The sequence below is a fragment of the Brevundimonas sp. UBA2416 genome (assembly GCF_002343105.1).
Classification (GTDB): Bacteria; Pseudomonadota; Alphaproteobacteria; order Caulobacterales; family Caulobacteraceae; genus Brevundimonas.
The window spans coordinates 181,917-196,405 of the sequence record NZ_DDRM01000015.1 but is presented as its reverse complement, the minus strand read 5'-3'; the positions used below and the strand labels follow the sequence as shown (position 1 = coordinate 196,405).

Below are 14,489 nucleotides of genomic sequence, written 5' to 3'. Positions count from 1 at the left end.
CGGCCTGTATATGACAGAAGTGTGACACCGGCCGGCAAGGTGTGGCTACCCGGGCCCCGGCGTCAAGGCTCAATCGCCATCGGGGGCATCCGCCCTCATGAAATTCGCCCCTCAGGCGAGATCACCGACCGCCGCGTCCAGCAGCATGAACGCCCGTCCGCCATCCGATGTCAGACGCCCGAGAATTCCGGACCCATCGCTCGCCCCGGCACGGGTCGCCAGATCGCGCGAGAAGCCGCGGACATAGGCCTCGGCGTCCGCTCGCAGATCCGGGTCGGTCAGAACCCGGCGCGAAACGCTGCGAACCGCCGCCGGCGCCACGCGCCGAACAATCTGGCGCGCCCGGTCCGGATCGCGCTCGGCCACGGCCTGGGCCGCCTCCTCGACCCGAGAACGGGGCAGGAGGGCGTTCGGATCGACGCCCATACGCCGAATGGCGGCGGTGATCCGCGCCTCCAGCGCCTCGGCGGCCTCTGCGGGCATCACGGGGGTATCCAGATCCAAGGGGGCCTCGCCCGGACCGTCATCGACCAGATCATTCCAGTCCAGTCGATCACCGGACGGAGCGCCTGAGCCAGGCATGGGCTCAAGCTTCAACCGCCCCCTCAGCCCGAAGGCGCGCGGCTCTTCGCCCCTGGCCGTGCGTGAGCGGCCGGTGTCAGCCTCGGACTGGCCTGCCGCAGGCGGCGGGACAGGTTCGCGGCGGCGCAGCGCGGGCGCATCGCCGGACACCACTCCCATCAGGCGCACGGCCTCGGTCAGCATGTCGTAGTTGCGCCGCACCCGCTCCTGGAAGCCGGCGTCCAGCGCCTCGGTGTCGGCGGCGGCCTTTTGCGAGGCGGCGGCCAGCGCGGCCAGGCCTTCCTCAACCGTGGCTCTGACGGCCTCGACCCGCTTCTGGGCCTCTTCGGGCAGGCGAGAGGCGCGTTCATCGAGGTCGCCGATCGTTTCGTCGATCCGGGCGAGGGCGGCGGTCATCCGTTCGACCGTTGATTCAAGACGCTCCAGCGCCCGATCACCCGCCTCGTCGACCAGTCCGGTGGTTTCGATGACAATCTTGCGGGCCGTATCGACGCGGGCGTCCGCCGCCTGGTCGGCCTTCTGAGCGGCGTCGAACAGCGCCTCGCCCAGCCGGTCGGCGCGAATCTGGGCCTGTTCCGCTGCATGGCTGGCAGCCTCGCGGGATTTTTCGGCCGTAGCCTGCAGGGCGGACAGCGCGGAGCGGGTCTCTTCGACCAGTGCGTCGCGCGCCTCGGCGGCCAGGGCTTCGAACCGGTCCAGCGCCAGCTTGGTCGCCGCGTCGAAGCCGTCGGCCTCGCGCTGGGACATTTCGACCAGCGCCCGGAATTGGTCGGTCGCGGCCTCGACCAGATCCTTGATGGTCTCGGTCGTCCGCGTCGAGGTTTCCCCGAGTTCGCCAGCGGCGTTCCGGGTTGCGGACAGCTGTTCGCTCAGCTGAGCTCGCTGGCTTTCAACCTGGGCCGAGAAGTCCTCCTGGTCGGTGCGCAGGGCATAGGCGGCGGTGACCAGGGCGGCGCGTTGCTGACCCAGGCCCTCTTCGACCGACTGGATCTGCTCGGCGACGCCCGATCCTGCATTCTCAAGCCGCAAGGTCTGACGGGCCAGATCGTCGGCCGCGACACGGGCGGCGTCCTGGGCTTCGCTGGCGGCTGCGGCGAGGTCGGCGGCGCGCGCGGCCAGGGCGGCTTCCGCTTCGCGAAGCTGGGTCTGGGCCAGGTCGGAGGCGTCCACCACCATCCGAGACTGCCGCTCGACCGCGTCGATCACGCCGGACGCCTGGCTGTCCATCCGGGTGGCCAGATCCTGCATCTTCTCACGTTCGCCGCCGAGTTGTTCAGCGAGGCGTCGCGCGGTGCGCCCGGCCGTCTCGGCGGCCTCGTTCAGCCGGGTAGTCTCCTGCGACAGGGCCTCGCGTAGCAGTGCCATGTCGCTTCGGGCGCGTTCGGCCGCCAGCGACGCCTGGTCGATGTCGTTGCGCAGCGAGTTCAGAACCTCGCCGGTCTGCTGGGCCGCCAGGGCGGTAGGCGCGATCAAGGCCTCTGCCAATTCGCGCGCCCGGCGGGTCTCGACCGCCAGCCCCGCGCCCTGGCGCACGGCGTGGGCCAGCATGATGGCCATGCCGGCGGGCGCCAGGGCGATCAACGCATAGACGGCCAACCGAAGCGGCTCCAGCTCGACGGCGCCGGAACCCACCTCGAAAGCCAGCCATGCAGCCACGCCGCCGATCCAGAGCGCAGAAGCGACGCCGGCGACCAGATAGGCGTGTCGCCCAGATGGGGCAGGACTCTCACGGCCCTGGACGCGCGCCGGAGCTGGTGGCGCTTCATACGTCACGGGCGGCGCATCTGCTGATACCGCCAACTCGGGTGTGACGGTCGGTGGCGGTGTGGCGCGCTCCGCTTCAGCCAGCGCCCGTTCTTCAGCGCGGCGTTGCTCTTCAGCCAGCCTGCGTCGCCGTCGCTCGGACATCGGCCGTTCCAGGGCTGCGCCCGGATCCTTGTCTGGCAGCGAGAGATCGGTGGCATCCATGACCGACCCGTCGACCAGCGTCGCCGGTTCCGGTTCGGTCAGGTTCAGCGCGGGCCGTTGACGGGGTGATTTCATGGAGCGGCGATCTCGTCACGGTGCGCGCCGACAGCTGGCGCGCGATAGGACGTTTCGACCCTAACGAGTCAATCGCGGTGCGCAAAGTCAGGGGTGTATGATTCAGGGGACAGTCGCGCCCCTGGGATCAGCAATCCTGCTTGCGATCGGTCGATGCTGCCAGGACGGCGGCGGACGGGCTGTCTCCGCAATCACGGACGCGATGGATTTCCCGCTGGGGCGTCTGACGCGAGTCGAGATCCACGCCGAACTGCGACAAGGCCGCAGCGGCCAGCATGGCGACGAACCCTGCGATAAACTCGATCAGCGCTTGCATCGCCGATCTCCCCTGTCCGACTGACGGCGGTTCTTATGCCCCTAAAACAAGGTTCGGACAATCCTGCTCCACATGAACAAAGCGTCACGATTGACCCGATACGCTTTCACATGGAACGGAAGTGGCTGGCGTGCGTCCTGTAGAGCTTGGGGCGCACATCGCCGTCACGCGAATCGGCCAGACCTGCGCCATGAACGAAACGGGGCACGACCAGAGCCACAGCCTGCTGACGCCGGGCCGCAACTGTTGGCGGGTCGAGACGGCGGACCGGTTCGCCGTTCTGATGGAGAATGCCGCGTATTTCGACGCCCTGCGGTCGGCCCTGGGCAAGGCGCGCCGTTCGATCGTCATTCTGGGCTGGCAGTTCGATCCTCGCACGCGGCTGGATCCGCAGAGTTCGCATGACGACCATCAGGCCCAGATCGGTCACCAGTTGCGCATGCTGGTGAAGGCTCATCCAAATCTGGATGTGCGGTTGCTGATCTGGAAATCGCCCCTTCTGATCGCGGCGTCGCAAGGTTTCTATCCGCACAAGGCTCAAGTCTGGTTCCGCAAGCGGCTGGTGGAGTTCCGGCTTGATCCGCCCCCGACGTTCGGCGCCTGCCACCACCAGAAGGTGATCATTATCGACGACGCCGTGGCCTTCTGCGGCGGCGGCGACATCTCAACGGACCGATGGGATTCCGAAGAACATCTGGATGGCGATCCGCGTCGCTGTCAGCCGTCCGGTCTGATCCCGCCGCCCCGGCATGAGGTGATGGCGGTCATGGACGGGGCGGCTGCGAGAGCGCTCGGCGATCTGGCGCGGGAGCGGTGGTTTCGGTCGACGGGCGAACGGACCATCCCGGACGAAGCCGACAGCGATGCCTGGCCCGATGGTTTGGAACCCGACTTGCTCGGGACGCCGGTGGCTATCGCCCGCACCGAACCGGCCGCTGCCGGGCGCGCCGAGGTCCGTGAGAATGAGGCCCTTCATCTCGACGCGATCCGGCGTGCGAAGCACCTGATCTATATGGAGAACCAGTATTTCACCTCGCCCGCGATCGCCGAGGCGCTGGCCGCGCGGCTGGGCGATCCGGACGGGCCTGAAATCGTGCTTGTTTCGACTGGAACCAGCCCCAGCTGGTTCGACCGGATCACCATGGATACGGCCCGATCGGAGGTCCTGTTCCGACTGGAGCAGGCCGACCGTCACAATCGGTTCTTCGCCTTCACGCCCCATACCCGAAAAGGTGAGCGGATCATCGTCCACGCCAAGGTCTCGATCTATGACGACGCGGTGCTACGGATCGGCTCTACCAATCTGAACAACCGGTCATTCGGTTTCGACACGGAGTGCGACATTGCGGCGGAACCGGCGGACGCCGCTGGCCGGGACGCCATTCGTCGGTTCCGCCACCGCACCATTGGCCACTGGATCGGTATCGACGGCGAGGCCTTTGCCGCGGTGGAGGCCGTTACCGGGAAGGTGGGCGAAGCGATCCATCGGTTCGACACCGGCCGGATGAAGGTGCTCGGCGCCGAGCCGCCTTCGCGTATCGAACGCGTCATCGCCGAATTCCAGCTTGGCGATCCGACCTCGACGCGGGATGCGTTCCGCCCCTGGAAGCGACGCAGCCGGTCTCACCGCACCCTGCCGGCGCCTAGGGAGTCCTGATCTCGAAATCGATGATCAGCGGCAGGTGGTCGGACGCCATCCGGGCCAGGGGAGAGAAGGGCGCCTTCACCGCCGTGACCACCAGTTCAGGGCTGGTGAAGCAGTGGTCGATCCGGATGGCCGGGAAGCTTGATGGAAATGTCTTGACCGAGGGCTTCAGCCCCAGACTACGCTGACAGTCGGCAAGCCGCCGGGCGAGCGTCTGATACGGTCGGGTGACCGACGTCGCGTTGAAGTCGCCGGTGAGCAGGGTCGGGCCGACGCAGTCGGGATGGCCCAGCCAGTCCGGTCCAACCAGCGCCGCCGCCTGCAGCCTCTGCTCGCGGGGTACCAGGCCGAGGTGGGTGTTGATGACGTTAAGTTCGACCCCGTCGAAGTCAACGGCCGCCCATATGGCGCCGCGCGGCTCCAGACCCGGCACGCCGCGAATGCTCGGCAGCGGTCCGGACTTCACCAGCCGCTCGGGCCTGAGGGTCAGGACGGCGTCGCCGTATTGTTCGGCCTCGACCTGCATGGCGGCGTGGAAATGGAAGGTCATGGCCAGACCGTCGGCGATTGACCGGGCCTGATCGACATAGCCCGTGCGGGCGCGTCCGACGTCCAGCTCCTGCAGGCAAACGATGTCCGGCTCGTGCTCGGCGATCACGCCCACGATGCGGGCGACGTCGAGCTTGCGGTCGACGCCGACGCAGCGGTGAACATTGTAGGTCAGCAGACGGGGCATGACGTCCTGGGAACAGTCCGGGCGGTGGTCAGGCCAATACCACGGGGAATACGACACCAAAGCGGCGAAGGGCGACCTTGGTTCAGATCAGGACCAGACGATCCGCGACCTCATTGGGATTTGAAGCCCGGGGTGGAAAGTGCGCGGCAAGAACATCGCCGCACAGACCGATCGCGACCTCGAAACCGGCGGCGGGGTCGCCTTTCTTCATGCCCTTGGCCAGCGCCTCGACGGCGTCGGCCCAGACGGCCTGGTCGACCTTGCTGTAGATGCCCTCATCGGCGACGACCTCGACCTGATGGTCGGACAGCGCGGCGAATATCAGGACTCCGGTCCGCTCGCGGGTGACATGCAGACCGTGCGCCAGAAACTGTTCCATGGCTGTGCGGCGCACCCGGGCCCGACGGACGCTGCGCGGCGTGACGACACGCCGAACGGCAGGGATCGAGGTCAGCAGGAAGACGGTCACGAAAACCGCAGACTGGATCAGGGCGTAGGCGGCCAGCGACTGGCCTACAACGACATCGGTGGAAGCCAGATGGGCGGCCTGCCACCCGTCTCCCAGACCCGGAATCCAGGCTGGATCGAAGCCGAACGGGATCAGGCCCAGCGGCAGGAGCAGGGCCGCGGCGGCCGCCCAGCCGAGCGAGATGTCGCGATAGGACGAGACCCGTCGGGCCAGAACACAGAATATCTCGCCTGAAGTCCTGGTCTCGGCGGCTGCGATCGCGTCGCCGATGCGGCCCTGAACCTGGGGAGTCAGCTTGATCACCATCCGCCCGATGCTCCCCCGCCGCCGAAGCTGCCGCCGCCGCCGCCGAAACCGCCTCCGCCGCCACCAAATCCGCCGCCGCCGCCGCGGCCGCTGCTTCTCAGCGCCTCAGTCGCGGCCCACAGCAGTATGGGACCGACCCCGCTGGGGCGTCGGCGACCGCGTCCCCCGCCGCCGCCAATCATGGCGAGGATCATCAGGATGAAGATCACCGCGATCACCACCCCGACGCCGATGGGCGCTTCGGACCTGGGTCGCTCCGCCGCTGCCGCGCGGGCCTGGGCCTCGGCCGGATCCAGCCTCAGCTGGCGGTCGATGGCGTCGACGCCCTGTTCGATGCCGCGTTCGAAATGGCCCTCGCGGAAGGAGGGCAGGATCTCGTTCTGGATGATCAGGGCCGACAGGGCGTCGGTCAGGACGGGTTCGAGCCCGTAACCGACCTCGATGCGGACCTTGCGTTCGCGCGGCGCGACGATCAGCAGGACGCCGTTGTTCTTCTCCGCCTGGCCGATGCCCCAGGCGCGGCCGAGCTGATAGCCGTATTCCTCGATCTCATAGCCCTGAAGGTCGGGCACGGTGACGACGACGACCTGATCGGTCGTATCGCGCTCCAGCGCCTCCAGCTTTCCGGCCAGAGCCAGTTCCTTGGCGTCAGAGATCAGGTCGCCGTGATCGATGACCCGACCGTTCAGGGGCGGAAAGGTCGGGCCGGCGGCCAGCGCCGGGGCGACGGCCGCCAGCCAGACGACGGCCAGCAAGGCCGCTATCAGGCCGGCGGCCCTGATCACAAGAGAACCCGGGAGGGTGCGGATCACTGCGCCGCCGGGGCTGCGGCCGGAGCTGCAGGCGGCGCCGCGCCGGGTGCGGCGGCAGGCGCCGCGCCACCGGGCTGGGCCGGGTTCAGGGCGTCGAAATTCACGCCCGGCGCTGATTGCGCCGCCTCGGTCGCCGAGAACAGCTGCATCGGCTCGGACCCGCCGTGAATCGTGTTGGCCCAGATCACCGTCGGGAAGGTGCGCAGCGAGGTGTTGTAGTCCCGCACGGCCTCATTGTAGTCGCGCCGCGCGATGGCGATCCGGTTCTCAGTGCCTTCCAGCTGGGACTGCAGGGCGATGAAATTCTGGTTCGACTTGATGTCCGGATAGCGCTCGACAACCAGCAACAGCCGCGACAGCGCCTGCGAGAGTTGGCCCTGGGCCGCCTGGTAGCGCTGGAAGGCCGCCGGGTCGTTCAGCGTCTCTGGCGTGACCGTCACGCCGGTCGCTTGCGCCCGGGCCTCGATCACCTGGGTCAGGGTGGTGCGCTCGGCGATCGCCGCGCCCTGCACCGTGGCCACCAGATTGGGCACCAGGTCGGCGCGGCGCTGGTACTGCGACTGGACATCGGCCCATTTTGCCTTGGCGGCCTCTTCCTTGGTCGGGATGGCGTTGATCCCGCAACCCGCCATGGCGGGGGTCAGGATCACGACGGCCGCGAGGGCCGAAACACGGGGCGAGAAGCGGATCATCGACGTCTCCTGACAGGCCAGAGTCCGACTATCGGGGTTCAATGGCGCAGGTTCAAGCGTCCAGAGGTTCGGGCGTGACGCCGATGGACCGGCAGGCGGCCGAATAGGTGTTGGCCAACAGGCAGGCGATGGTCATCGGGCCCACGCCTCCAGGCACTGGCGTGATCTGTCCAGCAACCCCGGCGGCCTCGGCGAAGGCGACGTCGCCCACGAGGCGGGTCTTGCCCTCGGCCGCCTTGACCGGATCGCGGGACGGCACACGGTTGATGCCGACGTCGATGACCGCCGCGCCGGGTTTGATCCAGTCGCCGCGCACCATCTCCGGTCGGCCGACGGCGGCCACCAGTATGTCTGCGGTGCGGCACAGGGCGGGCAGGTCGCGGGTCCGGGAATGGGCGACGGTCACGGTGCAGCTCTCGGCCAGCAGCAGCTGCGCCATCGGCTTGCCGACGATGTTGGAGCGTCCGACGATCACGGCGTTCAGCCCGGACAGATCACCCAGTTCGGCCTTCAGCAGCATCAGACAGCCCAGCGGCGTGCAGGGCACCAGCCCTGGCAGGCCGACAGCCAGACGCCCGGCGTTGACGACGTGAAAACCGTCGACGTCCTTGTCCGGATCAATCGCGTCCAGCACGGCCGAGGCGTCGATGTGGCCGGGCAGGGGCAACTGGACGAGAATGCCGTGGATGCCGGCGTCGGCATTCAGCGCCGCGATCAGGGCCAGCAGGTCCACCTGCGAGGTCGTGTCGGCAAGGCGGTGGGTGTCGGACCGCATGCCGGCGCGCTGGGTCGTTTCGCCCTTGTTGCGGACATAGACCTGGCTGGCGGGGTCTTCGCCGACGATGACGACGGCGAGGCCCGGCTTGACGCCATGCGCTGTTTCCAGCCGCGCCGAGGCGGCGGCGACGCGCTCCACCAAGCCGGCCGCAAAGGCCTTGCCGTCGATCAGGGTCGCGCGGGCGGGGTCGGCCGTCATGGATTTCGGCTCCGGTCGTCAGGAATCGTGCGGTCGCCGCGATTTACAGAGGGCGCGGTTCGGCGTCTATGATCGGAGTCGCATTCAAGGGGATATCCATGCGCCGTAAGACCATTCTCGCCGCCGTCAGCCTGCTGGCGTTGTCGATCTCGGCGCCGGCGCTTGCCCAGCGCGCGGAGACCCTTTCGCCTGGCCGGACCATTGAGGGCCAGATCACGGAGGGCGACGGCACGGCGGCCGACGACGCCTACCGCTACGACGACTATCTGATCCGCGCCCGCGCCGGCCAGCGGCTGGAAGCTATCATGCGCGCTGACGACTTCGACGCCTATCTCGAAGTCTTTCACCAGGGCGACAGCGAGGCCCTGGCGCAGGACGACGACGGTCTCGGCGAAGGCACCCATTCGCGGCTGCGCTTCACGGCGGACCGGGCGGGAACCTATGTGCTCCGGGCCCGCACCCTCTCGGGCATCCGGGGCGGGGCCTATTCCCTCGGCCTGACCCAGCGTCCGCCGGCGGGTCGCCCACCGCGGCCGTCGGGCATCCGCGTCGGACAGTCGATCCAGGGCGCGCTGACGGCGGGCGATCCGGAGAGCGAAGGCGGCCGAGCCTATGACGCCTACACCTTCCGGGCCCGCGCGGGCGACCGGTTCGTCATCGACCTGACCGCCGACGATTTCGATCCCGTGGTCCGGGTCGGCCAGATGCGGGCGGGCGAGTTCAACGAACTGGCCATGAACGACGACACGCTGGAGACGGGCCTCAACTCGCGGCTGATCTTCATGGCGGAGGAGAGCGGCGACTACATCATCCGGGCGACGCCGCTCGGCGCGGGCGACGAAGGCGCCTACACCCTGGCCCTGGCGCGCGGGCCGGAACTTGCCGCCGCCCAGGAGATCGAGATCGGCGGCTCGGTCGAAGGGGCGCTGTCCGAGGGAGACGGCAAGGGCGTTGGAGGCGCCACCGCCGACGCCTATCGCTTCTCCGGACGGGAGGGCCAGCGCATCCGCATCGAAATGAGCTCGGACGCATTCGACACCTACATCGAGCTGTTCGACGCCAGCCGCGTCAGCCTGGCCGAGGACGACGACGGCGGGGCCGAGGGCACTAATTCGAGGCTCACCTTCACCCTGCCGCGGACCGGCGTCTATTTCATCGAGGCCCGCGCCTTCACGGAATCGACGGGCGGCTATTCGCTGTCGGTTTCCGAGGTCGAGCCGGAGAAGGCTCCGGAGACGCTGGCCTTCGGCTCGCCGATCCAGGGAGAGATCAGCGAGACCGATCCGGTCGACGGCGACGATCGCGGCTATGACGCCTTCTCCTTCAGCGGCGCGGCGGGCCAGCGGGTCCAGGCGATCATGCGGTCCGGCGACTTCGACACCTATCTGCAGATCGGGCGCGCCGGGGCGGAGTTCGAGCCCCTGGCCTCTGACGACGACGGTCTGGGCGAGGGCACCGATTCCCGGCTCAACTACACCCTGCCGGAAGACGGCGACTATGTGCTCCGGGTCTCGCCGCTGGGATCGGAAGGAAAGGGTCTTTACGCCCTTGAGCTGATCGACCGCGGGCCGCAGCCTCAGCCAGGCAGCGTTCTGGTCGGCGCCACGGCGAGAGGCATCCTGACCGAAACCGACGCGACCGCCCAGGACAACAGCTTCTATGACGCCTATCGCGTGACCCTGAAGGAAGACGAGAAGCTGCTGATCACCATGGTCTCCAACGAGGTCGACAGCTTCCTGGTGGTCGGACGCGAGCAGGACGGCGGCGGCTTCGAGGTGCTGGGTTCGGACGATGACAGTCTGTCGGACACCCATGCCAAGCTGGAATGGACCGCGCCCGCGGACGGAATCTACGAGGTCCGGGCCGGCACCTTCCAGCAGGGGCAGACCGGAGCCTATGCGCTGAACGTCGAGAAGCAGCCCTAGGGGTATCGCCCCGGGCATGCCGGACGCGTAGAGTGACGGCGTGTCCGATATCGTGAACCGCAAGGATCAGCATCTCGATGTCATCCTTGCGGGGATGGCGGTCCATGGGCTGGACAACGGCTTCGGCGAGGTTCGCTTCGTGCACGAGGCGCTGCCGGATCTGGATCACGGCAAGATCGACCTCGGGACAGATTTCCTAGGCCGACGCCTGAAAGCGCCCCTGTTGATCAGTTCGATGACGGGCGGGCCGGCGCGGGCCGAGGCGATCAACGCCCGGCTGGCCGAGGCGGCGCAGCATCTGGGCATCGCCCTGGCCGTCGGATCGCAGCGGGCGGCGCTGGACGCAGAGGGCGCGACGCCGGGGCTGGATATGGCCCTGCGGCTTCGGGCTCCCGACACGCCGATCCTGGCCAATATCGGCGCGGCCCAGCTGACGCGCGGCTTCGGCGTCGACGAGGCCCGGCGCGTGCTGGACATGATCGCCGCCGACGCACTGATCGTGCACCTGAACCCGTTGCAGGAGGCCTGCCAGCCCGAGGGCGACCGCGACTGGTGGGGCGTCGGCGCGGCGCTGGAGGCGCTGGTGAAGGCGATTGACGCGCCGGTGGTGGTCAAGGAGACGGGGGCCGGGATTTCGGCGGCTACCGCAAAGCGGCTGTTCGCCATGGGCGTGGCGGCGGTCGACGTGGCCGGCGCGGGGGGCTCGAACTGGGCTACGGTCGAGGGCGAGCGGGCCGAGGGCGAGGGCGACAAGGCCCATGCCGCCGCCTTCGCCGACTGGGGCATACCCACGGCGACGGCTATCGCCGAAATCCGTGCGGCCTGTCCCAAGGGTCTGATCATCGGTTCCGGCGGCATCCACGACGGGGTCGAGGCGGCCAAGGCGATCCGGCTGGGCGCGGATATGGTTGGTCAGGCGGCCGGGGTTCTGGGCGCCGCGACGGTCTCGACGGAGGCGGTGGTGGAGCATTTCCATACCGTGCTGCGCCAGATGCGCACCGTCTGTTTCTGCACCGGCTCCGCAAATCTGGCGGCCCTGCGCAAGGCGCCGCTGCAGGGCTGACGCCGGACGCCCGCGAGGGGCGGAAAGACACTGTTTCAGCCGAAAAATTGCGTCGCATTTCGCGGCGTCGGCAGGGGGGGGGCCTTGCGCGGGGATCGGCAGGCCTGGGTGCGGTCCTGTCGGGAGAATTCAGCGTGTCAATGACCGCGCCCGTGGGCGTGGAAGCATTGATGCACGCGGGTGCGTCGGATTCGGTCGTGGGGGAGGAAACGGCGCGTATCCGGTCGGCCCTGAGGGGTCGAAAGGGTGGTTTCGGGGTTCAAAGGGGCGGGAAGATGGGGGGCGAGATTACACTGTTGCTCCCGTCACTTTCGTCATCCTCCGGCAAGCCGCGCCTTCGCGGCGCAGACCGGGGGACCCAGCGGCGCCGAAGGCGATCTGTCCATCCGCGCTCTCGGCAGGTTCGCGCTATCGCGCGCCGCTGGGTCCCCCGGTCTCGCTGCGCTCGCCGGAGGATGACGATAGCGGGAGAGGCTACGCCGACGGCAGCAGATCCCCCGCGAACACCCGGTAGCGGCCCGCACGGACGCCGTCGGTCGCGCGGGCGATATCCGGCGCGAAATAGTGGTCAGAGCCGTAGGCGGCGGCGGCCTCTCGCACGATGGCCCAGACCTTTTCCAGATCGGGCGACGACGTCAGCGGGCGGTGGAATTCCAGACCCTGGGCGGCGGCCAGAAGCTCGATGCCGACCACGGCGGCGGTGTTCTCGGCCATTTCCAGCAGGCGGCGGGCGCCGTGGGTGGCCATGGAGACGTGGTCTTCCTGATTGGCCGAGGTGGGCACCGTGTCGATGCTGCAGGGATGGGCTACCATCCGGTTCTCGGCCACGAGGGCGGCGGCGGTGACCTGGGCGATCATGAATCCGGAGTTCAGCCCGGATTCCTTGACGAGGAAGGCGGGCAGTTCGCTCATCTTGGGGTCGACGAGGATGGAGGTGCGGCGTTCGGAGATATTGCCGATTTCGCACAGGGCCATGGCGATCATATCAGCTGCAAAAGCAACGGGTTCTGCGTGGAAGTTTCCGCCGGAGATCACGTCGCCTTCCTCGATGAAGACCAGCGGATTGTCGGTGACCGCGTTCGCTTCGAGCTCGAGGGTAGCGGCTGCGTTGCGCAGGACGTCGAGCACGGCGCCCATGACCTGGGGCTGGCAGCGCAGGGAGTAGGGATCCTGCACCTTGTGGCAACCCTCACGGTGGCTGTCGCGAATGGCCGAGCCGGCCATCAGGGCGCGCAGGCGGGCGGCGACGGCGATCTGGCCGGGCTGGCCGCGCAGGGCGTGGATCCGGGCGTCGAACGGGGCGTCGGAGCCCTTCAGCGCATCGACCGACAGGGCCCCGGCGGCGATCCCAGCGGCGAAGGCGGCCTCGGCCGCGAAAAGGCCGGCGAGAGCGAGGGCCGTCGAGCACTGGGTGCCGTTGAGGAGGGCGAGGCCTTCCTTGGGGCCGAGCACCAGAGGCTTGAGGCCGGCGCGGGCGAGGGCGGCCTCGGCGGAAAGGGTCTCGCCGTTGTGCCGGGCCTCGCCGACGCCGATCAGGACGCAGGACATATGGGCCAGCGGCGCGAGGTCGCCCGAGGCGCCGACCGAGCCCTTGGAGGGGATGCAGGGCAGGATGTCGGCGTTGACGAGGGCGATCAGGGCCTCGAGCGTCTCGCGGCGAATACCCGAGGCGCCCTTCGACAGGCTGGCGATCTTCAGCACCATCAGCAGGCGCACGACCTCGTCGGGCAGCAGGGCGCCGACGCCGCAGGCGTGGCTGAGGACGAGGTTCTTCTGCAAGGTCTCCAGATCGTCCGTGGCGATGGAGGTGTTGGCCAGCAGGCCGAAACCGGTGTTGACGCCATAGACGGTGCGCCCCTCGGCGACGATGGCGGCGACCACGGCCGCGCCGCGCTCGACGGCGGTCCACGCCGTGGGGGCCAGGGCGACAGTGCAGGGGGCGTCCAGCACGGCGCGCAGCTGGGCGAGAGTGAGAGGGGCGTGGCCGATGGTGAGGGTCATATCTGCTTCTGCTTGTCCCGTTGCGGAAGGTACGGAAAATTGGTCAGCGGCTCAGCCGGGCCGCCGCCGGGTGACCCATAGCCCGAACAAGGCCGCGATCGGGAACATCAGCACGCCATAGATGGCGGCCGGCAGTGACATGTCCGACCGGCCCAGCACGCCCTGGGCGATAACGATGGCGAGGGTGGCGTTGTGGATGCCGACCTCGAAGGCGCTGGCCACCGCCTGGGACTTCTCGACCTTCAGCAGGCGCGGAACCAGATAGCCGACCGTCAGGCTCAGCACGCAGAAGGCGGTAGCGATCCCGCCCAGCAGGAGGAAGTTGGCGGCCAGCAGGTCGAAACTGCTCGCGACGGAGCCGGCGATCACCAGCACCAGAATGGCGATCGAGGCGATGCGGACGGGCTTGTCCATGGCGGTGGCGAAGCCCGGTTTCATGGCCCGCACGGTCATGCCCAGCGCCACCGGGCCGAGGACGATCAGGAAAACCTCCAGTGTCTTCCGGAACTGCAGGCCGACACTGAGGTCGCCCGGCTGGAAATAGGCGATGGCCAGGTTGGTGAGGACGGGCAGGGTGACCACGGCGATGACCGAGTTGATCGCGGTCAGCGAGATGTTCAGCGCCACATCGCCCCGGAACAGGTGGCTGTAGAGGTTGGCGGTCGTACCGCCGGGCGAGGCCGCCAGCAGCATCATCCCGACCGCGAGGATCGGCGGCAGCCGGAACAGCAGCACCAGGCCGAAACAGATCGCCGGCAGCAGCAGCAGCTGGCAGGCGAGGGCGACGGCGGCGGCCTTCGGCTGTTTCACCACCCGGACGAAATCGGCGGGCGTCAGGTCCAGCCCGAGGCCGAACATGATGACCCCGAGGGCGAGGGGCAGGGCGATGGCGGCGAATTCCATGCGGTGTTCCTCAGGAGGCG

Annotated in this window: 12 protein-coding genes; 3 read left to right on the top strand and 9 right to left on the bottom strand. The window is 68.5% G+C overall.

The window, feature by feature from the left end; genetic code table 11:
* Positions 1 to 111: 111 nt before the first annotated feature.
* Both B3E43_RS05010 and B3E43_RS05005 read right to left on the bottom strand, forming a co-directional pair.
* The gene (locus B3E43_RS05010) at positions 112 to 2,625 is read right to left on the bottom strand and encodes a tipN (RefSeq protein WP_292027200.1); all 2,514 of its coding nucleotides are present in this window, start codon (positions 2,623 to 2,625) and stop codon (positions 112 to 114) included.
* 127 nt (positions 2,626 to 2,752) lie between these two features.
* A complete protein-coding gene (locus tag B3E43_RS05005; protein ID WP_292027199.1) occupies positions 2,753 to 2,941 on the bottom strand; it encodes a hypothetical protein in 189 nt (62 codons plus the stop codon).
* Between the two features lie 190 nt (positions 2,942 to 3,131).
* Between B3E43_RS05005 and B3E43_RS05000 the strand changes: the two genes are divergently transcribed.
* Positions 3,132 to 4,598 carry a phospholipase D-like domain-containing protein gene (locus B3E43_RS05000; protein WP_292027197.1) on the top strand — a complete coding sequence of 489 codons (1,467 nt, stop codon included), beginning with the start codon at positions 3,132 to 3,134 and terminating at the stop codon, positions 4,596 to 4,598.
* On the opposite strand, the gene B3E43_RS04995 is transcribed toward B3E43_RS05000, so the two are convergent.
* From B3E43_RS04995 to folD, 5 genes are all read right to left on the bottom strand, one after another.
* Entirely contained in the window at positions 4,585 to 5,322 is a 738-nt protein-coding gene (locus B3E43_RS04995; protein WP_292027194.1) for an endonuclease/exonuclease/phosphatase family protein, read from the bottom strand. The genes B3E43_RS05000 and B3E43_RS04995 overlap by 14 nt on opposite strands.
* A gap of 82 nt (positions 5,323 to 5,404) precedes the next feature.
* Positions 5,405 to 6,097: a TPM domain-containing protein gene (locus B3E43_RS04990; RefSeq protein ID WP_292027192.1), complete on the bottom strand. Its 693-nt coding sequence runs from the start codon at positions 6,095 to 6,097 to the stop codon at positions 5,405 to 5,407.
* Positions 6,091 to 6,909 (bottom strand): TPM domain-containing protein, encoded by an 819-nt coding sequence (locus B3E43_RS04985; protein WP_292027191.1) that lies wholly within the window; start codon positions 6,907 to 6,909, stop codon positions 6,091 to 6,093. The genes B3E43_RS04990 and B3E43_RS04985 overlap by 7 nt, the downstream gene beginning before the upstream one ends.
* Complete coding sequence (locus tag B3E43_RS04980; RefSeq protein ID WP_292027190.1) at positions 6,906 to 7,601, bottom strand: LemA family protein; 696 nt, start codon at positions 7,599 to 7,601, stop codon at positions 6,906 to 6,908. The genes B3E43_RS04985 and B3E43_RS04980 overlap by 4 nt, the downstream gene beginning before the upstream one ends.
* A 52-nt stretch (positions 7,602 to 7,653) precedes the next feature.
* Positions 7,654 to 8,577, bottom strand: a complete 924-nt coding sequence (gene folD / locus B3E43_RS04975; protein WP_292027187.1) for a bifunctional methylenetetrahydrofolate dehydrogenase/methenyltetrahydrofolate cyclohydrolase FolD — start codon at positions 8,575 to 8,577, stop codon at positions 7,654 to 7,656.
* 98 nt (positions 8,578 to 8,675) lie between these two features.
* On the opposite strand from folD, the gene B3E43_RS04970 reads away from it, so the two are divergent.
* Together B3E43_RS04970 and fni are read left to right on the top strand one after the other, a co-directional pair.
* Positions 8,676 to 10,502 carry a PPC domain-containing protein gene (locus tag B3E43_RS04970; RefSeq protein WP_292027184.1) on the top strand — a complete coding sequence of 609 codons (1,827 nt, stop codon included), beginning with the start codon at positions 8,676 to 8,678 and terminating at the stop codon, positions 10,500 to 10,502.
* A 40-nt stretch (positions 10,503 to 10,542) separates the two neighbouring features.
* Positions 10,543 to 11,565 (top strand): type 2 isopentenyl-diphosphate Delta-isomerase, encoded by a 1,023-nt coding sequence (fni, locus tag B3E43_RS04965; RefSeq protein WP_292027182.1) that lies wholly within the window; start codon positions 10,543 to 10,545, stop codon positions 11,563 to 11,565.
* A 474-nt stretch (positions 11,566 to 12,039) separates the two neighbouring features.
* Here the strand turns inward: fni and hutH are convergent, their stop codons facing one another.
* Both hutH and B3E43_RS04955 read right to left on the bottom strand, forming a co-directional pair.
* On the bottom strand, positions 12,040 to 13,566 hold the full coding sequence (hutH, locus tag B3E43_RS04960) for a histidine ammonia-lyase (RefSeq protein WP_292027180.1): 1,527 nt from the start codon (positions 13,564 to 13,566) through the stop codon (positions 12,040 to 12,042).
* A gap of 51 nt (positions 13,567 to 13,617) precedes the next feature.
* Entirely contained in the window at positions 13,618 to 14,469 is an 852-nt protein-coding gene (locus B3E43_RS04955; RefSeq protein WP_292027178.1) for a bile acid:sodium symporter family protein, read from the bottom strand.
* Between the last annotated feature and the right edge of the window lie 20 nt (positions 14,470 to 14,489).

Excerpts from the sequence above, each read along its gene's own strand:
- B3E43_RS05010 (WP_292027200.1), bottom strand. The coding sequence starts at position 2,625 with ATGAAATCACCCCGTCAACGGCCCGCGCTGAACCTGACCGAACCGGAA.
- B3E43_RS05005 (WP_292027199.1), bottom strand. The coding sequence starts at position 2,941 with ATGCAAGCGCTGATCGAGTTTATCGCAGGGTTCGTCGCCATGCTGGCC.
- B3E43_RS05000 (WP_292027197.1), top strand. The coding sequence starts at position 3,132 with ATGAACGAAACGGGGCACGACCAGAGCCACAGCCTGCTGACGCCGGGC.
- B3E43_RS04995 (WP_292027194.1), bottom strand. The coding sequence starts at position 5,322 with ATGCCCCGTCTGCTGACCTACAATGTTCACCGCTGCGTCGGCGTCGAC.
- B3E43_RS04990 (WP_292027192.1), bottom strand. The coding sequence starts at position 6,097 with ATGGTGATCAAGCTGACTCCCCAGGTTCAGGGCCGCATCGGCGACGCG.
- B3E43_RS04980 (WP_292027190.1), bottom strand. The coding sequence starts at position 7,601 with ATGATCCGCTTCTCGCCCCGTGTTTCGGCCCTCGCGGCCGTCGTGATC.
- folD (WP_292027187.1), bottom strand. The coding sequence starts at position 8,577 with ATGACGGCCGACCCCGCCCGCGCGACCCTGATCGACGGCAAGGCCTTT.
- B3E43_RS04970 (WP_292027184.1), top strand. The coding sequence starts at position 8,676 with ATGCGCCGTAAGACCATTCTCGCCGCCGTCAGCCTGCTGGCGTTGTCG.
- hutH (WP_292027180.1), bottom strand. The coding sequence starts at position 13,566 with ATGACCCTCACCATCGGCCACGCCCCTCTCACTCTCGCCCAGCTGCGC.
- B3E43_RS04955 (WP_292027178.1), bottom strand. The coding sequence starts at position 14,469 with ATGGAATTCGCCGCCATCGCCCTGCCCCTCGCCCTCGGGGTCATCATG.